Source organism: Deinococcus sp. (assembly GCF_025362455.1).
Taxonomy (GTDB): Bacteria; Deinococcota; Deinococci; order Deinococcales; family Deinococcaceae; genus Deinococcus.
On record NZ_JANYGJ010000207.1, the window covers coordinates 1 to 20,446 of the forward strand.

The 20,446-nt window shown below is 66.4% G+C and carries 20 protein-coding genes; 6 read left to right on the top strand and 14 right to left on the bottom strand.

Annotated elements, in window-relative coordinates:
• Positions 1-703 precede the first annotated feature (703 nt).
• The 5 genes from Q0R23_RS14765 to Q0R23_RS14785 all read right to left on the bottom strand — a co-directional run bounded on the left by Q0R23_RS14765 (position 704) and on the right by Q0R23_RS14785 (position 6,054).
• Positions 704-1,678, bottom strand: a complete 975-nt coding sequence (locus Q0R23_RS14765; protein WP_293914170.1) for a hypothetical protein — start codon at positions 1,676-1,678, stop codon at positions 704-706.
• 108 nt (positions 1,679-1,786) lie between these two features.
• Entirely contained in the window at positions 1,787-2,278 is a 492-nt protein-coding gene (locus Q0R23_RS14770) for a transcriptional regulator (RefSeq protein WP_293914172.1), read from the bottom strand.
• A gap of 402 nt (positions 2,279-2,680) precedes the next feature.
• A complete protein-coding gene (gene crtI, locus Q0R23_RS14775; RefSeq protein WP_293914173.1) occupies positions 2,681-4,330 on the bottom strand; it encodes a phytoene desaturase family protein in 1,650 nt (549 codons plus the stop codon).
• Positions 4,331-4,488: 158 nt separating this feature from the next.
• A complete protein-coding gene (locus Q0R23_RS14780; protein ID WP_293914201.1) occupies positions 4,489-5,325 on the bottom strand; it encodes a phytoene/squalene synthase family protein in 837 nt (278 codons plus the stop codon).
• A 216-nt stretch (positions 5,326-5,541) separates the two neighbouring features.
• A complete protein-coding gene (locus tag Q0R23_RS14785; RefSeq protein ID WP_293914175.1) occupies positions 5,542-6,054 on the bottom strand; it encodes a class I SAM-dependent methyltransferase in 513 nt (170 codons plus the stop codon).
• A gap of 224 nt (positions 6,055-6,278) precedes the next feature.
• Between Q0R23_RS14785 and Q0R23_RS14790 the strand changes: the two genes are divergently transcribed.
• Positions 6,279-7,043, top strand: a complete 765-nt coding sequence (locus tag Q0R23_RS14790) for a phage holin family protein (protein ID WP_293914176.1) — start codon at positions 6,279-6,281, stop codon at positions 7,041-7,043.
• Positions 7,044-7,196: 153 nt separating this feature from the next.
• Positions 7,197-7,997 carry a hypothetical protein gene (locus tag Q0R23_RS14795; protein WP_293914177.1) on the top strand — a complete coding sequence of 267 codons (801 nt, stop codon included), beginning with the start codon at positions 7,197-7,199 and terminating at the stop codon, positions 7,995-7,997.
• Between the two features lie 85 nt (positions 7,998-8,082).
• Here Q0R23_RS14795 and Q0R23_RS14800 read toward each other — a convergent pair whose 3' ends face one another.
• The 4 genes from Q0R23_RS14800 to Q0R23_RS14815 form a co-directional block, all read right to left on the bottom strand.
• Positions 8,083-8,499, bottom strand: a complete 417-nt coding sequence (locus tag Q0R23_RS14800) for a hypothetical protein (RefSeq protein WP_293914179.1) — start codon at positions 8,497-8,499, stop codon at positions 8,083-8,085.
• A 190-nt stretch (positions 8,500-8,689) separates the two neighbouring features.
• A protein-coding gene (prfB, locus tag Q0R23_RS14805; protein ID WP_293914180.1) for a peptide chain release factor 2 occupies positions 8,690-9,785 on the bottom strand; the annotation gives its coding sequence in 2 pieces (ribosomal slippage) (positions 8,690-9,739 and positions 9,741-9,785; 1,095 coding nt in all).
• Between the two features lie 114 nt (positions 9,786-9,899).
• Entirely contained in the window at positions 9,900-10,037 is a 138-nt protein-coding gene (locus tag Q0R23_RS14810; protein WP_293914182.1) for a hypothetical protein, read from the bottom strand.
• Positions 10,038-10,388: 351 nt separating this feature from the next.
• A complete protein-coding gene (locus Q0R23_RS14815) occupies positions 10,389-11,201 on the bottom strand; it encodes a VC0807 family protein (protein ID WP_293914184.1) in 813 nt (270 codons plus the stop codon).
• Between the two features lie 166 nt (positions 11,202-11,367).
• Between Q0R23_RS14815 and glyA the strand changes: the two genes are divergently transcribed.
• Positions 11,368-12,612, top strand: a complete 1,245-nt coding sequence (gene glyA, locus Q0R23_RS14820; protein ID WP_293914186.1) for a serine hydroxymethyltransferase — start codon at positions 11,368-11,370, stop codon at positions 12,610-12,612.
• 66 nt (positions 12,613-12,678) lie between these two features.
• On the opposite strand, the gene Q0R23_RS14825 is transcribed toward glyA, so the two are convergent.
• The 3 genes from Q0R23_RS14825 to Q0R23_RS14835 are packed head-to-tail and all read right to left on the bottom strand — an operon-like array spanning position 12,679 to position 15,028.
• Complete coding sequence (locus tag Q0R23_RS14825; protein ID WP_293914188.1) at positions 12,679-12,930, bottom strand: hypothetical protein; 252 nt, start codon at positions 12,928-12,930, stop codon at positions 12,679-12,681.
• Between the two features lie 38 nt (positions 12,931-12,968).
• On the bottom strand, positions 12,969-13,202 hold the full coding sequence (locus Q0R23_RS14830) for a hypothetical protein (protein WP_293914190.1): 234 nt from the start codon (positions 13,200-13,202) through the stop codon (positions 12,969-12,971).
• Positions 13,203-13,216: 14 nt separating this feature from the next.
• Positions 13,217-15,028 (bottom strand): hypothetical protein, encoded by a 1,812-nt coding sequence (locus Q0R23_RS14835; RefSeq protein ID WP_293914192.1) that lies wholly within the window; start codon positions 15,026-15,028, stop codon positions 13,217-13,219.
• A 326-nt stretch (positions 15,029-15,354) separates the two neighbouring features.
• On the opposite strand from Q0R23_RS14835, the gene Q0R23_RS14840 reads away from it, so the two are divergent.
• Genes Q0R23_RS14840 through Q0R23_RS14850 form a run of 3 tightly spaced genes read left to right on the top strand, consistent with a single transcriptional unit; the run spans position 15,355 to position 17,677 of the window.
• Complete coding sequence (locus Q0R23_RS14840) at positions 15,355-16,401, top strand: Mrp/NBP35 family ATP-binding protein (protein ID WP_293914194.1); 1,047 nt, start codon at positions 15,355-15,357, stop codon at positions 16,399-16,401.
• A gap of 17 nt (positions 16,402-16,418) precedes the next feature.
• Positions 16,419-17,141 carry a metalloregulator ArsR/SmtB family transcription factor gene (locus Q0R23_RS14845; RefSeq protein WP_293914196.1) on the top strand — a complete coding sequence of 241 codons (723 nt, stop codon included), beginning with the start codon at positions 16,419-16,421 and terminating at the stop codon, positions 17,139-17,141.
• A complete protein-coding gene (locus Q0R23_RS14850; RefSeq protein ID WP_293914198.1) occupies positions 17,120-17,677 on the top strand; it encodes a 2'-5' RNA ligase family protein in 558 nt (185 codons plus the stop codon). Before Q0R23_RS14845 ends, Q0R23_RS14850 begins: the two co-directional genes overlap by 22 nt.
• Before the next feature lie 4 nt (positions 17,678-17,681).
• Here the strand turns inward: Q0R23_RS14850 and Q0R23_RS14855 are convergent, their stop codons facing one another.
• Positions 17,682-18,521 carry an NAD(P)H-binding protein gene (locus tag Q0R23_RS14855; RefSeq protein ID WP_293914199.1) on the bottom strand — a complete coding sequence of 280 codons (840 nt, stop codon included), beginning with the start codon at positions 18,519-18,521 and terminating at the stop codon, positions 17,682-17,684.
• Positions 18,518-20,050 carry a gamma-glutamyltransferase family protein gene (locus tag Q0R23_RS14860; protein ID WP_293914203.1) on the bottom strand — a complete coding sequence of 511 codons (1,533 nt, stop codon included), beginning with the start codon at positions 20,048-20,050 and terminating at the stop codon, positions 18,518-18,520. Before Q0R23_RS14860 ends, Q0R23_RS14855 begins: the two co-directional genes overlap by 4 nt.
• Between the last annotated feature and the right edge of the window lie 396 nt (positions 20,051-20,446).

The window sequence follows — 20,446 nt, forward strand, 5'->3', positions numbered from 1 at the left end:
GATCACCTAAATCCGCTGCACCCCAGATCCCCGCCGCCCACGTCACTTCATCCTGCCATTGTGCCGTTGTCATCCTTCAGTCTCGGCTCTTCTTCGGTCGATGACTGACTTGTGGGTAACGATAAGCCCCAGCGGGCAGGCGTCCTCAAGGGGAGGAGTGGCGTGCCCAGGCGGAGGAGTGGCGTGCCCAGGCGCGTTCTTGTCCAGAACGGCACCTATCGGGCCTGGCCGCTCCGTTCACGACGACAATCCGTTCTGCCTGATAAGGCCCCTCACCTCTCTTGATGAGCTGACGTGTCAATAGAACCTTGAAGGGAGCTTGTCGCTGCGCTGTGCATGGTACATCTGGTTTGTCTCAGACGCGCTTTGTCTCCCGGCGTTCTCCACATCGTGTAGGTCACGTAGGGAGCCCGTGCTCCGCAACTGCCCATACCTGACTTCGCTGGAATATTCTGATTGATTTCAGCGAAAAACAGCGTCTGGGCGCCTGTCGTTGATCCCTCGCCCCTTACGGGAGAGTCGCAGACCTGAGGAGTGGCGTCCTCATGGGCGTCCGTTCACGACGAGTGCTTGCAGAGGGGCGCTGCGAAGCAGCGGGGAGAGGGGAATAAGCGAAGCGCATGCCCTCCATCTGTTCCCACTCCCTACAATCCACTCCCCACTTCCCATCTGTTTCCACAGGCCACGCGCCACAAGCCTCTCTCTACCGCCCCACCCGCACGTCTTCCACCAGTTCACGGGCCAGTTCCACGGCCACCGGCCCCAGCGGGCTGACCGAGGCGCCCAGCAGCGTGCCCAGCTTGTCGCGGCGTGCGGAGGTGAGGTAGGTCCAGCGCTCGATGTCGGCTCGCCAGATTCGGGCGGCCTCCGAGCGCAACTGAAGCACGGCGCCGTCGTAGTAGCCGTGCTGAACGGCCAGGCGGGCACGTTTTTCCTGCTCGGTGAGGTTCAGGCCCCGGCTGGCCAGCAGCACCTGCCTGGCCTGGGCCTCGCCGCCGAAGCCTTGCAGCGCGTCGAGCCGGTAGACGGCCTTGGGGCAGCGCAGCCCAAGCTGGGCACGCCACAGGTGCGGCAACCGCAGGTCACCGGGCTGGCCGGGCCACAGGTGCAGGTGGGTCAGCAGCGCCGGGTACAGCAGCTCGGTGGCCAGTTGCCGAACGTCGGCCAGCACCAGCAGTTGCGCGGCCAGACTGCCGCCCGGCCCCAGCAGCGCCTGAGCGGCGCCTAAGCGGTACTCGGCCTGATTCAGAAGCTGGTGGCGGTGCTCTTCGAGCTGCCCGGCACTCAGCGCGGCGAGCGTGCGGCTGATGCGCCCCAGATGACCGGTGGGGTCGTAGACGGCCCGGCAGAGTGCCAGGCGGCGCAGCGCTCCCGGCTCGGTGCGCAGCGTGTCCCAGTCGAGCCAGCGTTCGAGCGAGTCATACGGCTGGCGCAGGATGCTCACACCGGAACGCATCTGCGTCTGGACTGAACCCATCTGGACTGCACCTATCTGGACCGTGCCCGTCTGGGCGGTGTCCAGGCCACGCTCGAAGGTCAGGAGGCTCGGCTGAGTTCCGGCCCAGGCAGGCAGGTCAGCAGGGCCGACCTCGGCGACGGCGCGGACTTTGCGCTCGGCGACCAGGCTCTCGATCAGCGGGGCGAGCAGCAGGAAACGGGCGGGCATTACTTCGGGCATCGGCACACTCCGTTATAGCGGCAAATCGGCAACAGCAAAGGAGCGGCCCGCCCTCTCAGGCTTGCCGCTCCATTACGCCACTCTTAAAACTGAACTTACGCGCCGAACTTACGCAACCTGCTTTTTCTTGGTGTCTTTCTGGTCCATCAGCGCCTGGGCCTCGCGCAATCGGAAGACCACCAGGCTGCCCACGAAGGTGCAGGTGATCTGCTTGTGGGCATTGAGCAGACTCAGCGCCACCATGATGTCCTCGCGGGTCATGCGGAGCTGCTCGGCCATGTGCAGGGCGCTGTCGGCGCGGCCTTCGAGGTAATCGCGGATCTTGCGGGCGTCGGAGGTCAGCGGCGTGGCGGGCACGTCGGCCAGACCCGGATCGGCCAGGCCGTAGACGGCGCGGGTGCCGGTGCCGGGCAGGCGGCGCACCCGGCCCTGGTCGAGCAGGCTGGCCAGCGCGGCCCGCAGGTGCGAGAGCGCCAGGCTGGTGGTCTTGGCCAGTTCGGTCTCGACCCATTCGGGCTTGCTGTCCAGGGCGGCCAGCACCAGTTTTTCGTTGGCGCGGCGGGTTTCTTGCAGGTCTTCGACAGTGGGGGGATTAAACATGTCGCCTCCGAGGCTGGTAGGGCAATGTTGCGGCTGCGCGGTGTTGAGCAGTGCTGGGGCTGTGCCGTGAGCCGCGAACAATCAGTTATGAAGAAACTTCAGCGTGTCCGTAGGGTAAGAAGAGTGCTAATCTTGACAGACCCGTACTGACGCCGCGCCGCCCATTTGGACTGAGCGCAACTTTCCTATTTTGACATAAATTGGTCTGATCGTGGTGAGATCAACCTGATCCGGCTGAGTCTTTAGCACCCTGACCACTCGGCGCCTTGAGAGCCGAAAAGTACGTCCTGGCAGGCTTTCGCGCCGCCGATTCGGATGCATGAAAAGGCGTCTTCACCCAACGGGAACAGTCTCGCTGGGCGGCTGTTTTGAAAGACTGTGTTCGGAGACCCTGTTGAGCGGCTATTTGACGATCTCCGGATGAATACCGAAGTCCTCGGCGATCAGGCGGGCCGTCATCTTGGCCGACATCATCACGCTGGGGGTGCCCGCGCCGGGCTGGGCGCCTGCGCCGACCAGGTACAGCCGCGCCAGGTCTTCAGAGCGGTTGTGGGGCCGGAAATATGCCGACTGGGCCAGCACCGGCTCCGGCCCGAAGGCGTTGCCGAGGTGGCTATCTAAGGTCTGCTCGAAATAATCGGGCGTGACGTAATCGAGGTGGGTCAGGCGGCTGTTCAGGTCGGGGATGTATCCGCGCTCACTCAGAAAATCCAGCACGCGCTGCACCAGTTTCGGCCCCTGCACGGCCCAGTCGAGCCCGGAGGCGTTGTTGGGCACCGGCACCAGCGTGTAGGCGGCGTGGTGGCCCGCCGGAGCCAGCGACGGGTCGGTGATGGTCGGCACGTGGAGGTACTGGCTGAAATCCGGGCTGAGCACCTTCTGACCAAAAATCTCGCGCAGCAGCTCCTCGTAGCGCGGCCCCAGGATGATGTTGTGGTGGCGCAGGTCCAGGGGCCGGGCGGGGTCGTCACGGAAGCCGAAATAGATCACCAGCAGGCTCATGCTCTGGGGCGCGAGCTTCAGGCGGGTATCCGAGTTGATGCGGCGCATGGCTCTGGGCACGCGCTTGAGGTACAGATTGGCCCAGTCGCCGTTGCTCACCACGATATCGGCGCGGCGCTCGTCCCCGCCCTCAAGCTTGACGCCCTGCACCACTTTTTGACGGCCTTCCTTGGCGACGATCAGTTCCTCGACCCCGGCGCTGTACTGAATGACGCCGCCGAGTTCCTCGAACTTGCGAACGAACGCCCGCACCAGCGCCCCGGTGCCGCCCATGGCGTAATGAATACCCCAGGTCTTTTCTACAAAGTGGATCATGGAGTAGATGGCGGGCACGCTCAGCGGGTTGCCGCCGATCAGCAAGGTCTCGAAGGAAAACACCTGGCGCATCTTGGGGCTGGTGAAATACTTGCTCGTGAACGAAAACAGCGTGCGCACCGCGTCGAGCTTCATCAGGTCGGGCACGGCCCTGAGCATGCTGGTCACGTCGCCGAAGTGGGTGTAACCGAGTTCGAGAAATCCGCGCTGGAAGATAGCCCCGGCGTCGCGGTGAAAGTCCTCGTAACCCTGGAGGTCATCGGGGGCCAGCGCCTTGATCTGAGCGCGGGTGCTGACCGGATCGCCGTCGTAATCGAAGTAGGTCTTGTCGTCGAAGTAGATGCGGTAAAACGGCGAGATCGGCACCAACTCGACGTACTTTTTGGTGTGCGGGCCGTACTCGGTGCGCTGGCCCGGCTGAATTGCGAGCATGGCGCCCGGAAAGTCCGGCTCCGACAGGTGGGCGCGGTCCCGCTCCAGGGCGAACAGCTCCTCGATAAATTGCGGCACGGTAATCACGGTCGGCCCCATGTCGAAGACGTAGCCGTTGGCGCGGCGCTGGAGTGCCCGCCCGCCCGGCGCGTCCAGGCGCTCCAGCATAGTGGTGTCGAAGCCCAGGCTCTGAAGCCGGATGCCGAGTGCGAGCCCGCCGATGCCGCTGCCGATAATCAGGGCGGTCTTGCGGCGCGGCGCGAAGTGGGGCGGTTGAACGTCGGGGATTGAAGAGATGGTCATGCGAAAGCCTCGTTTGTAGGAATGTTGGCGGGAAGTTATGTTGTCTGGATTGACTGGTCTGGATTGACTGGTCTGGATTGGTCTGCTCAGGCTCAAAACCACATCGGTCGACGCCGACCTGAGCATCAACCCGCTTTACGGTCCAAATCAAGCTCGCTTCACACCAGATTCGGCCCTGAGCGGACTTCCCACCAGGCGCCGGGCAGCATCATCAGCTTGCGCGGGCCGCTGACGTGGGCGCGGCGGCTGAAGTTGTCGTAGTCGTTGGCTTCCAGCGCGTCGAGGATGCCCTCGTAGGCGCGGGCGGCGGCGGTGACGGCCAGGCGGCCCGAACCGTGCAGGTACGGCAGTCCGGCGCGGCCCTGCTTGTACCAGGCCCTGGCCTGGGCGCTCAGGACGCGCATCAGCTCGCGGTAGCCGGGCGTGACCTGGCCTGCTTCCAGCGTGGCGCGGGTCACGCCGCACTGGGCCATCAGATCGGCGGGCAAATACACCCGGCCACGCTCCAGGTCCTCGCCCACGTCGCGCAGAATGTTGGTGAGCTGCATGGCCTGGCCGAGTTGCAGCGCGTTTTGCAGGGTCTGTTCACCGCCGCCGTAACCGCAGATCGGCGCGATCATGAAGCCGACCACGCCCGCGACCCGGCGGCAGTACAGCTCCAGATCGGCCATATCGCGGTATTCGGCGCCGCCCAGGTCCATTTGCAGGCCCAGGTACAGCTCGTGAAAAGCGCTCTGGGGAATCGGGAACTGCCAGGCCGCCCAGCTCAGCGCCGTGTCGATGGGGTGCGGCCCGCCCCCGCCGGTCTGCTGGCCGCTCAGCGAGGCGCAGGTCGACTGCCACCAGCGCTCCAGGGCCACCTCGCCGCCGCCGGGCTCGTCGGCGATGTCGTCACCGCGCCGACAGGCCGCGTACACCGCCCAGACCGCCTGGCGCTGGGCCAGCGGAAAAAACCGGGAACCGAAGTAGAAGGTCTTGGAATGAGAACGGGTCAGCTCGCGGCAGTGCTGCAAAGCGGCGGCGAGTTGGGCAGCGCCAGATTGATCTGGAGTCCAGCCGCGTTGTCGGTCACTGTCTGGCACAGGCCCTCCTGATCGGCAGTCTAAACGCAATGCCCGGCGCGGAAGATGGCTCATTCTTACAGATGCCTGACCAGGGGCCACACATGAGCGCTTGATGACCCGCGCCAGGAGCGGCAGCGCTGACCCCGTTCAGCTTTTGATCCAGCGACCGAAGACGATATTGCCGCGCCGCCAGAAGTCCGTGCGCCGCAGGCCGGGCAACCAGGCGGTGAGCTGCGCCTCGTCGGCAAAACTCAGGCCGCCGAAGCGGGTCAGCAGCGCCTGTGCGCCGGAGCCGTCGCGGGCCTGGGCCATGATCCAGAGCTGGCCGCCGGGGATCAGCAGCCGCGCCGCCTCGGCGAGCATCGCCTGCGGGCTGGCCGTCTCACCGGTGGTGGCGCCGATGGTTACGCCGCTGAAACTCTCGCCTGGCAGGCCGCTGCGCTCGGCGTTGAGCAGCGCGTAGTAAATGTTCGGGTGAGGCTCGCGCCGGGCGGCCTCGCGCAGCATGGCCGGGCTGATATCGCAGGCGGTGACCTGCGCTCCGGCCCGCGCCAGCACGCCCGCGTAGAAGCCCGCGCTGGTGCCCACGTCCAGCCAGTGTTCGCCGGGGTGCGGGCGGCACAGCGCCGTGAAGTAGGCCGCCTCAGCGCACAGGGACAATGGCCCGCCGGTCAGCAGCGACAATGACCGGGCACGCCACAGCGCGTAGCCCCGCGCGGTAACTTCCAGAAAATTACTGCGCTGGGCGGGCGTTCGCCGGTATGTCTGAGGGTCTGGAGCTAAGTTTACAGTTCCTTCAAGTTGCCTGCCGGGTTGCATGCAGCCATTATGCTAGGCAGATCAGGGCTTTTGCTGGAGAGCTTGCTTTACGGAGGACACACGACATGGAACCAAACAAAGGACTCGGCGGGTCACTCATAGACGTCTTCGACGCCGCCGTGAATCTCATCAAGACCGAGGCGGGCGTGCTGGGCAAACGCGCCGCCGACACGGCCAAAGCCAAGGGCGTCGGCGTGGTGCTGCTGCTCTCGGCCACCGGACCTCTGATTCTCGGCCTGATCTTTATCATCCTGGCGGTCTTTTACGGCCTGATGCGGCTGGGCCTGGGCGCCTGGGCGGCGGCGCTGTTCATCGCGCTGGCCAGTTTCGGCCTGACCGGTGTGCTGGTCATCATCGGCCTGCGCCGCCTCTCGGCCCCCGTGAAAGCGGATACAGGGAGTGCCCCGGACTACGACCTGAAGGTGCCCTACACCGCCAAGGTCAGCGACCTGAAGGGCGACCCCGAACTGGTCGGGGGCCGCGCCAGAGTCACCCCAGGCCAGCAGCAGGGCGGGGTGCAGACCGTCCACCTGCACGGCGGCGCCAAGGTCGAAGGCACCGGGCGCAGCGCCATAGAAGGCCGTGACAAGCAGGACATCGTGCCGAGTACGCCCCAGGCGGGCAACAACAGCGGCGACGGTCCGGTGAGCGGTCCTACAAGCAGCCCGGTGAGCGGTCCTACGAGCAGCACAGACGCCGGTCATCACGGCCAGAAACTCGAAGGGGCCGGACCCCAGGTGCCCGACAAAAGCAGGGCCGCCCAGGCCGAGGGTATTCCGGTGAGCACCAAACCGACGTATAAAGAAGAGATGAAAAAAGGCGGCTACTGAAGTGATGGCTACTGAAGTGATATGGACTTCGACTGAATCCCGTACAGAGTGCGGGGCAAATCCGACCAGCGGGAGCAAGAGTGAGTACGGGTGCTGCGGTATGCACGCGCAGGCGGCGCTTTTCCGACGGTGCGGGAATGGAGCGCAATCCGTATGAGTGAGCGCGAGGAAGCCAGAATCCGGCTGCAAGAATCGGTGGACCAGCTCGGCGAGCAGGCCAGCTTGCACGCCCGCATGCAACGCGAGCCGCTCAAAATGCTGGGCGTCGCCAGCGGTGTGGGCGCCGTCATCGGCCTGCTGCTGGGCCGCAGCCTGTCCAAAACCAGAAAAATCTACGTGGACGACACCCTATCGAAAAAAGACCAGAAGGCTTTTTCCAAAGCCCAGGCCCGGCACAAGGGCGCTACGGGCGGCATCAGCGGCGCGATTCTGGCGACGGCGGGCACCTTCGCCTTCCGATTCCTTCAGGAGCGCTATCTGGCGCCTAAACTCGCCGAGCTGACCGAGAAGCTGCTGAGCAAAGCCGAGGCGTCTCAGCCGGGCGCGGGCAAAGCGGCGAGCAAGCCGAAGACCTTGAAGGCACCTCAGACCAGCGGGTCGGAGCCTGGCAAGCCCAGAGCCGACACGCCCAAAGCCAGCACGCCCAGAGCCAAGACGCCCAAAGCCGACAAATCCAGAGCCAGCAAGGACGTGGTGGTGCGCGACTTCCGGGCGCCCAGCGAGCAGGCCCACGCCGACCCGCAGGGCAACCTGAACGTGACCCGTGCCCAGCAGACCGCCGGACAGGTCGCCTTCGCCGCCCGCGACGTACCGGTGCGCGACTTCCGCCTTCCCAGCGAAAAGGCCCACGCCGACCAGTACGGCACGGTGCTCCCGCTGCCCCCCGCCGCCAGAGCCGAGGCCGCGCCGGAAACGACGCCGGAAACGCCGAAGACGGTGCTGGAGAAAAAGTAGTAAACGAATCGGAATGCAGGCCCGGATGATAAATGCAGGCCCGGATGATAAACGTCTGGGCCTGTTTACTGGGCTTTTTGTACGCTCAGTTCTTCAGGCGCCCCTGGCCGCTGTCTCGTTCGTAGAGGCGGGTGAGGTGGCGGGTGACTTCCCGGCCCAGGGCCAGCAGTTCGTTTTCGCTCACCAGATGCAGCCGGAACTGGCCGTGGGGACCGTATTCGCCCACGTAATCCTGGCCGTCACGGCGGACCCGGATCAGCACCTCGCACAGACCCAGCCGGAACCAGGCGGCGGACCAGCTTCCCAGCGGCGGCGGCCTGAGCTTGGTGGCCGGATCGCTGGTCAGCTCGGTGGCGACGTTGTTGAGCGGCAGTCCCGGCCCGCTGGCGTGCCGCAGCGCATGGTAGAGCGCCATCAGGAACGCCTCGCAGGTCTGCGCCTCGGCCTGACGCTCCGGCGCCGACGCCTCAGTGGCCCGCTGGAGGGCGTCGAAGTCGCTCATGGCAGGTCCGTCCAGGCCGTAACCATCCAGCTTAGATTCCGTCCATTCTCGGCACATCCGGCACCGCACTGGACGCGCCTACCATTCCCGAAACCCAAGTTCCCGAAACGCAAGCTCCCGAAACCCAAGCCTTTTCCAACTCGCTTCGCTCGGAAAAATTCCGAGGTGAGGAATTCTTCGGAATCCATTGCTACTCCTCGACCTCCAGTTCCTCGGCGGCGCGTTTTCCGGCCAGAAACTCCAGGCCCGCCCACATGAACTCGTCGAGGTCGCCGTCGAGCACGCCAGCGCTGTCGTGGCGCATCACGCCGGTGCGGTGGTCCTTGACATACTGCTTGTCGAGCACGTAGCTGCGAATCTGGTTGCCCCACTCGATCTTCTTCTGCTCGCCCCGCGCCGCCATCTCTTCAGCCTCGCGCTTGCGGAGTTCGATGTCGTACAGGCGCTGCTTGAGAATCTGGAGGGCGATGTCGTGGTTCTTGATCTGGCTGCGCGTCACCTGCGAGGCCACCGCGATCCCGCTGGGAATGTGGGTCAGCCGCACGGCGGAGTCGGTGGTGTTGACGCCCTGCCCGCCCGCACCCTGCGAGCGGAACACGTCGCGGCGCAAATCGGAGTCGGGAATGTGAATATTGATCTCTTCGGGCGGCACTTCCGGCACCACGTCCACCGAGGCGAAGGAGGTGTGGCGGCGGTTGTTGCTGTCGAACGGAGACACGCGCACCAGCCGGTGAACGCCGTGTTCGGGCGCCATCATGCCGTAGGCCCGCTCGCCGCGAATAATAAATTCGGCGCTGGTGATTCCGGCCTGGTCACCGTCCTGCTGGTCGATCAGCTCGACCTTGTAGCCGCGCCGCTCGCCCCAACGCATGAACATCCGCTCCAGCATCCCGGCCCAGTCCATACTCTCGGTGCCGCCCGCGCCGGATTTGACCCGCACGATGGCGGCGGCCTCCGAGTGCTTCATGGTAAACAGCGTTTCGCGGTACAGCTCGTCCACAGCGGTTTGCAGGCGGGACTGCTCCTCGGCGAGCATCTCGGCTTCGTCGGGTTCAGCCGTCTCCAGCATCTCGGATAGGCCGTCGGCGTCTGACTTGAGGCCACCGTAGGCGTCCACCAGTTTACGCAGGCCACCGGCTTCCTGGTTGACCTGCCGGGCGCGTTCGGGCTTGTTCCACAGGTCGGGGTCGCTCAGGTCGCGGTCTAGTTCGCTTAAGCGGCGCGTTTTGCCAGGAATGTCAAAGATACTCCCGGAGCGCGGCCAGTTTTTCGAGCAGTTCTTGCATGGCACTCTCCCTTCTGCCGGTCACGCTTTGAAGCGGCCAGCAGGCAGAGGCGGAGTATAGCGCCTGGAGGCTTGTGGCTTGTGGCTTGTGGCTTGTGGGCAGGGCGGGATGGGCTTACCGGCGCGGGTAGAGACCGAGCTGGGTTCGCAGTGAAGCAGACAGACTCTGCAACTGCTCCCCGGTCACGCCGAAATCGAGCCAGATCTGACCCGGCTCGCCGTCCAGCCGGGCTTGACCGGGTACTCCTGCCAAGGGCGGCAGAACTTCATGCGAGAGGTACACCCGGAACGTCGCCGGAGCGCCGCCCGGATGACCGTTATGAACCTCAACCTCCAGATTCGGTTCAGTGAAGGAGATGTGTGTAGAAAGGCGCTGGGTCTACCATCCTGAAACTACAGCGATATTGGCGGCAACCTCACTCAACTACTCGGCTGTGCGCTCCAAGTCTACCGTTTCGAGTGCCGGGTCAGTTCGTTACAAACTGTCTTGAGCCGACGGTCAACCTGAGCCGAACATTGAGCCAGTTTGCGTCCAAGTCGTGCTCGGTCAACTCAGGAAGCTGATAGCCGGTGGCTTCCAGTTCGAGTGAGAGCTGATCCTCGCTCAGTTTCGTGAGCTAACCCCCTCCAACTCGTCCCAGAACCCTTTCTCCCACGGCCAGGCGCGGCCTCCGGTCAGGCGGCGGGTGGCCCTCAACGTCAGCCAGGCGGCGGCGCCGTAGAACAGCAGATCGAGGATGATGGCCAGCGGGAACAGCAAGGCGTGGGCGTAGGCCACCTGGGCGTTGAACCCGACCACCCCGAAGGGCAGCGTGACCAGCCGGACCGTCACGAAATAACTCGCCAGGCCGAGCACCACCGCCTTCATCGCCACCAGGCCCGTCGCCCAGCTCAGGGCACGGCGCACCGGGGGCAGGGCCAGCGCCCGCGAGAGCTGACGCGCCCGCGCCGGAGTATCGGGCGAGACGATGCCGTAGAACAGGAACTCGAACAGGGGGCGGCGAAGCAGCAGCGACACCAGGCAGGCCAGCACCAGCAGCAATGAGTGCGAGGCGTCCTTGAGCGCGAAATACACACCGTCGAGCCGCAGGAAGCTGACCACCGCGCCGCTGAGGGCACCGGCCAGCAAAAAAATGCCGAAGGGGTTGAGCATCCGCCGCCGGAGGGTATCCAGCACGATGTAGAGCGTGGGCAGCAGCCCGGCCAGCACGTAGACGCCGTAATTGCCGAGCGTCTGCGACAGGTCCGGCAGGTGAAACAGGTGCGGACTCAGCAGCGCATACGGCAGCACGAAGGTAAACGCCACGTCCAGACCGAGGTGGACCAGGCGGCGCCAGGCCAGGCGGTGAGCGCGAGGTCTGGACCCTGGCTGAACAGGTTCTGGCGCTGCTTCTGAACTCTGCACCGGCTTCGTCACGGTCCCAGTCTAGTGGCCCCAGTGTCTAGTAGACCCAGTGTCTAGTGGCCCCAGTCTAGCGGCCCGGCCCGGACTCATTCAGGCGGTCTAGACGGGCAGCCTTTCCCAACCAGTCAGGTCCGATTTGGCCCTGGGTCAGCTCAGGAGGGTGTGTTACGCTTCGTATATGACTGATACCCTCACCCGACCTGCCACCGGCCAGCGCGACCCAGTTCGTGACACTGCGGTCTTCGACCTGATCTCACAGGAAGCCGAGCGCCAGCGCACCGGCCTGGAGCTGATCGCCTCGGAGAACTTCACCAGCGCGGCGGTGCGGGAAGCGGTGGGCAGTATCGTCACCAACAAGTACGCCGAGGGCTACCCCGGTAAACGCTGGTACGGCGGCTGCGAGGTCGTGGACCAGATCGAGACGCTGGCCATCGAGCGGGCCAAGGCACTCTTCGGCGCCGAGTGGGCCAACGTCCAGCCGCATTCGGGCAGCAGCGCCAACATTGCCGTGTACGGCGCCCTACTGAAGCCCGGCGACACCGTACTGGGCATGGACCTCTCGCACGGCGGGCACCTGACGCACGGCTCGCCGGTCAACTTTTCGGGCATGAACTATAAGATCGTGGGCTACAAGGTTGACCAGGGGACCGAGCTGATCGACATGGGCGCCGTGCGTGCCCTGGCGCACGAGCACCGGCCCCAGATGATCATCGCCGGAGCCAGCGCCTACAGCCGCGTCATCGACTTCGCGGCCTTCCGGGCCATCGCCGACGAGGTGGGGGCCATCCTGTTCGCCGACATCGCGCACATCGCCGGACTGGTCGCCGCCGGGGTGCATCCCAGCCCGCTGCCGCACGCGCACGTGGTCGCCACCACCACCCACAAAACCCTGCGCGGGCCAAGGAGTGGGTTGCTGCTCTCCAGTGACCTCGACATCGCCGCCCGGCTGGACCGCTCGATCTTCCCCGGTCACCAGGGCGGGCCGCTGGAGCACGTCATCGCGGGCAAGGCGGTGGCCTTCGGTGAGGCGTTGACACCGGAGTTCAGGGCCTACTCGGCCCAGGTCGTCAGGAACGCGCAGGCGATGGCCACCGAGTTCCAGAGACTGGGCTACCGGGTCGTCTCCGGCGGCACCGACAACCACCTGTTCGTCCTCGACCTGCGCCCGCACGGCCTGAACGGCACCAAGGCGACCAAGGCGCTCGACGCCAACCACATCACCATCTCCAAATCCACCCTGCCCTTTGATACCGAAAAGCTGATCCACGGCGGCGGCATCCGCATCGGCACGCCCGCCGTGACCACACGCGGCATGACCGAGGCGCACATGCCCACCATCGCGGGCCTGATCGACCGGGCGCTGAAGGGTGAGGACGTGAAGGCCGAGGTGCATGCCTTCGCCAGCGGGTTCGATCTGCCGTAAGCGAAGTGGAGCAAAGAAGGCGACCCTGGAGAGTGGGTCGCCTTCTTTGTTCGGGTTGGACGATTATCAGTAGCGTTCGGTCCAGGCTGGAGTGACGATGAAGTGGTAAATGCGGCGCACCAACTTGACGATAAATTGGTCAGGCGATCTGAGAAACGGCAACACCAGAAAAAGACCAGCGCAAAAGAGTACCGAGAAGGCCGTCAAAAAGGTGAATGGTTTGGAGAAGTCCAGAATCCAGAGCCAGCCTGAGCCTTTGGCATGATCGAAGGCGGAGAATGTGCAGGAAACCAGTATAATAGCAGCAACGAGAGGCATATTCGGCTTCATGCTGACATAGCGCCCCCGAAGCCACTTCACAGCCAGCGGTCCACGGCAGGCGAGAGTTTGCCACCGTTGAGACGTTTAATCAGCGACCGGACCAGATAAAGCGCAAGCTCTACCGCAATGGCTACGACGATGTACCAGCCGATGAAGGCCCAAAATTCCAGTTTATTTGCGCCTCCGATGAGAAAGACGACGATCACCGTTGTCAGAACAATCGGAATGGTTGATTTGGCAAACCATATTGAGATCCATTTTTTCAGCATTACTCCAGAATCCCCTACTTCAGCGTGATCTTCAGCGGCTCCGGCGTCGGCACCGTCAGCTCGACCTGCTGCGCGGCGTAACCGTCGGCAGCGACGCTGAGGGTGTAAACGCCGGGCGTGTCGAGCTTCACGGCGCCGGGCGCCTGCCCCACCAATGCTCCGGCCTGGAGTTGGCTACCGGCTGGAGCGCTGACCAGATTGATGTTGACCGGGGCGCTCAGGGCCTCGCCGCTACTGCCGACGAGTTGCGAGGTGACCGTGCAGCAGCCAGGAACCGTAACCGCTAGCGCAGGCCGGTTGACCAGTCGCCCGATCAGCAACGTGACCAGCAACACCACCGCCGCGCCGATCAGCCAGAGCGGGTTGACCGCCCGCCGCGCCCCCGACTGGCCGAATAACGACTGGCCGAATAACGACTGGGCAGACGAATCCGCCGCGCCGCCCTGCCCCTCCTTGACCGCCTTCCACGAGCCGTCCTGGCTCCAGCCGATCTTGACCGGTTTGAGCTGACGGGGCGAGAGCCTGCGCGGCGCCGTGTTGCGGCCCAGCGGCGAGGCAGCCGAATCAGGCGTGGTCGGGTGAGCGGTGGGCGGGTCAGCGAGAAGCGCAGACGCGGCCACCGGCTCGGCTTCGGATACTTTCGTATCGGTCGGTGGCGCGTCGGTCAGAGGCAGGGCAGCAGCGAAGACGGGTGGCGATTCAGGCCTCCGGGCAGCGGGCTTGAGGAGTGAAACCGCCGCCACCTCCGGCAAGACCGCTTCCGGCGGCAACGCAGACGCTTCCGGCGGCAACGCAGACGCCTCCGGCAGCAACGCAGACGCTTCCGGCGCCGCGTTCGCCGAGGCTGCCTCGTTGGGCTGCACCTCGTCCCAATCGAGAAGTGGAGCGCTGCCGCCTCTGGCCGTCTCGGCGGCGGGCGCGTCTGAAGAGGCGGGCGCCACGGCCAGCACATCCAGGTTGACCGCCTGCACTGGTTTGGTCGGCGCTGGTTTGGTCGGCAGCGGTCCGGTCTGCCCTGAATCGTTGTGCGGCGTCGGTGCCGAACCGCCCTGATCCGAACCGCCCTGACCCGGAATGCTCAGGTCCGGGCTGACTGAAGGCGCACCTGCCACCTCATGCTCATGCGCGTCCGGGTCAGCGACCAAGGGCAGGGGCGTGGGAGGCGCAGGCACCGCCACCTCGGCGGCGCGGGGGTGCAGGGGCGCCTCCACGATCAGCGGCGTGCGCTCCGGCGGCAGCGGCGGCCCGGCGTTGAAACGGGCCAGGGCGTCGCGGGCGCTGGGCCGCTGGGCCGGGTAAGGGCTGAGCAGGTCGCTCAGGCCCGCCGGGAGCGGTCCCATCCGCAGCAAGGTCACGCCCAGGGCGTAGAGGTCGGCGGCGGAGCTGACGCCGCCTTCCGGCGCGGCCAGGGCACCCTGCGCCTCGCCCCAGGGGAGCCCGGCGCCGCCCAGTCTCACGTCGCCGTTCCACTCCCACAGTTGCGAGGGGCCGACGCCGCCGTGAATCAGTCCGGCCTCGTGCAGCGCGTTGAGCGCCCGCAGGCCACCCAGCGCGGTTTGCAGCGGGTCGCGGGCCTGGGCGGCGTGCGGCGGCAGTTCGCAGGACACGTACGCCTGACCGTGCTGCACACCGGCCTCGGCGTAGGGCAGCAGCGAGGGCGTGTCGGGCAGGTCGGGCAAGGCCACCGCCTGGGGCAGCAGGTACACCAGCGCGGGCATCCCGGTCAGGCGGTCCAGGGCGTGCAGCGTGACCACAGGCCGGGCAGCGCCGTGTTTGGATGGCGTGTCCAGCGCTCTGGCGGCCACGAACGGCCCGACGGTCTTCATGAACGCAAGTATAGGTCAAAGCCGCCGTTGGAATGCCGGGCAGCCCGTCATGCGGCGGGGCAGACCAGCCTGGCGCCCACACCGTCCAGACCTGACACCCGCCCGCGCCCAGGCGAGCCCCACACCGCTTAGAGCAGTACTCCGCATTACGCCACGGGGAAAACAGCCTCCCCGCGCCTCCACTCTGCGCCTTGCTCAGTTAAAACTACTCGCTCCGCTCGGTCATAAAAAGGGTCTTTTTGTGACATCTGCTCTAATTATGACATCTGCTCTAATGTGACGCCTCGCCTTGCCGAGCACGCCCGGATGAGATACAAGTGCAGGGTATGCGAGAAGCCGTGCTGGGTGCCCTGCGCACCGTCAACGACCCGGAGCTGCACCGCGATCTGGTGTCGCTGGGGATGATCGAGCGCATCGACGTGGACGGCGGCAGTGTGACCGTCAAGGTCAACCTGACCACGCCCGCCTGCCCGATGAAGGCGACCATCGAGCGCGACGTGCGCGAGGCGGTCATGACCGTGCCCGGCGCGGAGTCGGTGAGCGTCGAGTTCGGCGCCCAGGTGCGCGTGACCGGCACGCCCGCCATGCCCGGCGTCAAGCACGTGCTGCTGATCGGCAGCGGCAAGGGCGGGGTGGGCAAGTCGTCGGTGGCCGTTAATATTGCCTGTGCGCTGGCCAACAGCGGCGCGGCGGTGGGGCTCCTCGACGCCGACGTCTACGGCCCCTCGGTGGCGCACATGCTGGGTCAGAGTGAGGCCAAACTCGTCGGCAACGCCGAGCGCAAGATGCTGCCTATTCAGGCGCACGGGGTCAGGTTCATCAGCATGGCCAACCTCTCCCCCGCCGGTCAGGCGCTGATCTGGCGCGGTCCGATGCTGCACTCGGCCATCAAGCAGTTCCTGAGCGACGCGGCCTGGGGCGAACTCGATTACCTGATCGTGGACCTGCCGCCCGGCACCGGCGACGTGCAGCTCTCGATTACCCAGAGCGTGCAGGTGACCGGCGCCGTGATCGTGACCACGCCCCAGGACGTGGCGTTGATCGACGCGGCGCGGGCCATCGACATGTTCCGCAAGGCCAACGTGCCGCTGCTGGGCGTCGTCGAGAACATGAGCTACTTCGTGGCCCCCGATACCGGCGCGGTCTACGACATTTTCGGGCGCGGCGGCTCGCGCAAGCTGGGCAGCCACCAGCTTCTCGGCGAGGTGCCGCTCGACACCGAGGTCCGCCGGGACGCCGACGCGGGCACGCCCGCCGTGATCGCCCATCCGGACAACCCCGCCGCCAGAGCCCTGATCCAGATCGCCGAGAACCTCGCCGGACGGGTCAGCGTCCAGACCCTCTCCGAGTTGCCGATGGCGCAACTGGCCTGAAGATGACCGCCACCCAAATGACCGCCACCCAAATGACCGCCACACAGTTGCCGAGCGAACGTTCAGCCAGTGCGGCCCCGACTGGCGCAAACGCCGCCAATCCAGCCCCGACCACCTCAGCGCCCACCTCCGAGCGCACCAAGAGCAGGCTGCTGGAGGCGGTCAAGACCTGCGGCGCCGCCACCGCGCAGGCCCTGGCCGACCGGCTGAGCCTGACCGTACCCGCCATCCGGCGCCACCTGCAAGACCTGCTCGACGCCGGGCAACTGGCGGTGCGCACCGAGAAACCCGGCGGGCGCGGGCGGCCCCAGCACGTCTATGCGCTGACCGAGGCGGGCGAGGCGACCTTTCCGCAATTCTACGCCGCGTTGTGTGTGGACGTGCTGACCCAGGTGCAGACGCTGTTCGGCGAGGGCGCCGTGATGCAGGTGATGGACGCCCAGCGCGGCGCCATGCAGGCCAAGCTCGCGCCACTGATCGGCGAGGGCGGCGATCTGGCCGAGCGCCTGCAACGGCTAGCCGAGGTGCTGCGCGAGCAGGGGTACGCGGCCCGGCTTCACCAAGAGGGCGGCCAGTGGTTTCTAACCCAGCACAACTGTCCGGCGCCCGCCGTGGCCCGCGCCTTTCCGGAGCTGTGCCACAGCGAACTGAGCCTGTACAGCGAGCTGCTGAGCGTGCCGGTGGTGCGAGAGGCCAAGATTTCCTGCGGCGCGTCGGAATGCCGCTACAAGGTCGGCTGATGGGTACGGGGGGTAAGGGGCTCTACAGCGTGGTGGCCTGGCCCACCGCCGAACTCGCCGAGTGGCTGCTGGAGGTCCAGGGCCGCCTGGGACTGTGCGGCTTTGGGGAGCCTCACCTGAATCTGCGGGTGCCCTTCGAGTACGCGGGCGACCCCCAGACGCTGATTCAGGAGGTGCGGCGTTGCCTGGACGGCGCGGCGCCCTTTGAAGTGGAGTTTTTGCGCTGGCGCAAGTTTCCGCACATCATCTTTCTGGAATACGCGCTGAGCGGGCCGCTGCAACGGCTGCACGAACGGTTGCTGAGCATCCCCGGTGCGCCAGGCAGCCCGTATGACGGCGAGACCTTCATCCCGCACCTGTCGCTGGCCATCGGCGTCTGCGCCTGGGCCGAGAATGACGTCTGGGAGACCTTGCAGACCCTGAACCCGCCCCAGAGCCGCTTCGCCGTCAGCGCCACCTCACTGACCCGCGAGAGCGGCGGCGAGCTGCGAGAGGTGCATACCTTCCCGCTGGGCGAGGTGCTGGTGGGCGTCTGAACCCTCAGCGCCAGGCGTCCCGTTCGCGCCGCACGAAGGCCCGCAGATCGCTGGCCGGGCGGCCCAGCACCTCCTCCACCGTGCGGGTGACGCGCCCGGCGCGGCCCAGGCGGGCGACGGTGTACTCGGCCAGCATGAACAGCGCGAAGCTGAGCGCCACGCCGCGCAGAACGCTGAGGCGCACGAATTCCAGTGCGCTCGGATCGGCGTGGCGGATGGTCTGCCCCAGCTCGTCACTCAGGAGGGCGGCGACCTCGAAGTAGTCAGGGGCCGCCGGACCGGTCAGGTCGTAGGCGACCCTGGCATGGCCTTCTCGCAGGGCCAGCGCCGCCACTTCGGCCACGTCCTGCGCGTCCACCATGCTGGTGCGGCCACGCCCGGCAGGCACGAACAGCTCGCCGCGCCGCTTGATATCGTCACGGTGCGTGGTGGAAAGGTTCTGCATGAAGTAACTGGCCCGCAGCAAGACCCATTCCAGGCCGGAGCGTTCCAGCAGCCGCTCGATCCGGCGGTGGGGCAAGGCGGGCACCTTCTCGGCGCCCAGAATCGACAGGAAGACCACCTGACGAATGCCCTGAGCTCTGGCCGAGATGAGCAGCGCCCCCACCTGGGCCGTCGTCGTGCCGGGCGGCCACATCAGAAACAGCCTGGGGCAGCCTTGCAGGGCCGAGTAGGTGGTCGGGGCGGCCAGATCGAAATACGCGGCCTCACCGGAGGGTTCGGTCCACTTCTCAGGTGAGCGCAGCCCGACCCGGAACGCCGCACCCGCCGCACCCAGCGCCCGCGCCACGCCGCCGCCGACCCGCCCGCTGGCGCCCATGACGAAAATCCGTTCGCTGTTCAAAACGCCGCCACCTGCCCGTCGGCCCGGCTCTCGCTGCCGCCCATCAGGACGCCGTGCTCACCGCGCCAGATGATCTGACCGCGCCCGAAGCTGGCCCGTTCCGGCTGCACGCTGACCTGATGGCCCCGCGCAGAAAGCGCTGAGCGCACCTCACCGCCCAGCTCCGGCTCGACTTCCACGCGCTGCCCGCCCAGCCACTGCCAGCGGGGCGCGTCGAGGGCCGCCTGGGGGTTGAGGCCGGAGCGTAGGGTGTTCAACACCACCTGCACATGGCCCTGCGGCTGCATGAAACCGCCCATCACGCCGAACGGCCCCACCGGACGGCCCTGGCGCGTCAGGAAGCCGGGGATGATGGTGTGATACGGGCGCTTGCCGGGCGCGAGCACGTTCGGATGGCCCGCCTGGAGGCTGAAGTTATGCCCTCTGTTGTGCAGCGCCACCCCGGTTCCCGGCACCACCACGCCGCTGCCAAAGCCCATGTAGTTACTCTGGATGAAGCTGACCATGTTGCCCTGACCGTCGGCGGTGGCGAGGTAAACGGTGCCGCCGCTGCCGGGCGAGTCGGTTTGGGGATCGCGGGCCGACGAGCCGATCAGAGACCGCAACTCGTTCTGATGCGCTTCGGAAAGCCACTGCTCGACGGGCACCTCAACCTGCCTGGGATCGCCCAGGGATCGGTGGGCGTCGGCGAAGGCCAGCTTGACCGCCTCGATCTGTCGGTGCAGCGAGGCCGGATCGTCGCGCCCCGGCGGCAGCTCCAGCTTGTCCAGCACGCCCAGAGCGATCAGGGCCACCACACCCTGCCCGTTGGGCGGCAGCTCCCAGATCTCGTGGTCGCCATACCGGGCGCTGATCGGCCTGACCCACTCGGAGGCGTGTCCGGCGAGGTCGTCGCCGCTGAGGTGGCCACCCGCCGCCTGGCCCGCGTCATGGATGCGCTGGGCGGTTTGGCCGGTATAGAAATCCTCGCCGCCGCTTGCCGCCATCAGTTCCAGCGTGCGGGCGTGCGCCTCAGAGGCCCAGACGGCGCCGGGGGCTGGGATAAATCCAGGCGGCATGAACACCTTGAACCATTCACTGAACTGCGGACTGGCCACCGCGCCGTAGATCTGCGCCGCCCGTGCCCAGTGGCGGGCCACCTCCGGGCTGAGTGGATAACCCTGGCGGGCGTAGTGAATGGCGGGTTCGAGCAATCGGGCGAACGGCAATCGTCCGGCGCGGGCGTGCAGATCGGCCCAGCCGCGCACGGCGCCGGGGATCGTCACGGGGGTCCAGCCGTGGCGGGGCATGGGCTGGCCGTTCAGGGCGTCCAGCGTCAGCCGGGCGGGCGCCGCGCCGCTGGCGTTCAGGCCCAGCAGTTCACCGCCGTGCCACAGCAGCGCGAAGTTGTCGCCGCCGATCCCGTTGCTGGTCGGTTCGAGCACCGTCAGGGCGGCGGCGGTGGCGATGGCGGCGTCTGCTGCGGTGCCGCCTTCCCGCAGCACAAACAGCCCAGCCTGGGCGGCCAGCGGCTGCGAGGTCGCCACCATGCCGCCGCGTGCCAGCACCGGCTGACGGGTGGAGCGGTAGGGGTTGTCTGGATTCACCGCTTCAGTGTAGGGAGGGTGGGCAGAATACGGGGTGGATTGAGGGACGGTGAAGGTGGTGGGCTTGCTGACAAGGCGGCTGGATGTGCGGGTGGCGGTGGGGTTGCGTTGCATGGGCTTTAGCACTGTGCTAATGCGTCGGCTCCCCCACCCCCCAGCGGTCAGGCCCGATAGGTGCCGTTCTGAATAAGACGCCCCCGCCCCGGTGGGGCGTAACTGGCCACAGGTTCGGGGACGGCGTCTTGGGCAGAACGGACTGTCGTCGTGAACGGACGCGCCTGGGCACGCCACTCCTCCCCATGAGGACGCCTGCCCGCCCCTCACCTCTCTTGATTAGGC

Bases quoted from the DNA above. Each gene is read 5' to 3' on its own strand.
- Q0R23_RS14765 (WP_293914170.1), bottom strand. From the start codon at position 1,678: ATGCCCGAAGTAATGCCCGCCCGTTTCCTGCTGCTCGCCCCGCTGATC.
- Q0R23_RS14770 (WP_293914172.1), bottom strand. From the start codon at position 2,278: ATGTTTAATCCCCCCACTGTCGAAGACCTGCAAGAAACCCGCCGCGCC.
- crtI (WP_293914173.1), bottom strand. From the start codon at position 4,330: ATGACCATCTCTTCAATCCCCGACGTTCAACCGCCCCACTTCGCGCCG.
- Q0R23_RS14790 (WP_293914176.1), top strand. From the start codon at position 6,279: ATGGAACCAAACAAAGGACTCGGCGGGTCACTCATAGACGTCTTCGAC.
- Q0R23_RS14795 (WP_293914177.1), top strand. From the start codon at position 7,197: ATGAGTGAGCGCGAGGAAGCCAGAATCCGGCTGCAAGAATCGGTGGAC.
- Q0R23_RS14800 (WP_293914179.1), bottom strand. From the start codon at position 8,499: ATGAGCGACTTCGACGCCCTCCAGCGGGCCACTGAGGCGTCGGCGCCG.
- glyA (WP_293914186.1), top strand. From the start codon at position 11,368: ATGACTGATACCCTCACCCGACCTGCCACCGGCCAGCGCGACCCAGTT.
- Q0R23_RS14825 (WP_293914188.1), bottom strand. From the start codon at position 12,930: ATGCCTCTCGTTGCTGCTATTATACTGGTTTCCTGCACATTCTCCGCC.
- Q0R23_RS14830 (WP_293914190.1), bottom strand. From the start codon at position 13,202: ATGCTGAAAAAATGGATCTCAATATGGTTTGCCAAATCAACCATTCCG.
- Q0R23_RS14835 (WP_293914192.1), bottom strand. From the start codon at position 15,028: ATGAAGACCGTCGGGCCGTTCGTGGCCGCCAGAGCGCTGGACACGCCA.
- Q0R23_RS14840 (WP_293914194.1), top strand. From the start codon at position 15,355: ATGCGAGAAGCCGTGCTGGGTGCCCTGCGCACCGTCAACGACCCGGAG.
- Q0R23_RS14845 (WP_293914196.1), top strand. From the start codon at position 16,419: ATGACCGCCACCCAAATGACCGCCACACAGTTGCCGAGCGAACGTTCA.
- Q0R23_RS14850 (WP_293914198.1), top strand. From the start codon at position 17,120: ATGCCGCTACAAGGTCGGCTGATGGGTACGGGGGGTAAGGGGCTCTAC.
- Q0R23_RS14860 (WP_293914203.1), bottom strand. From the start codon at position 20,050: ATGGTGGCGACCTCGCAGCCGCTGGCCGCCCAGGCTGGGCTGTTTGTG.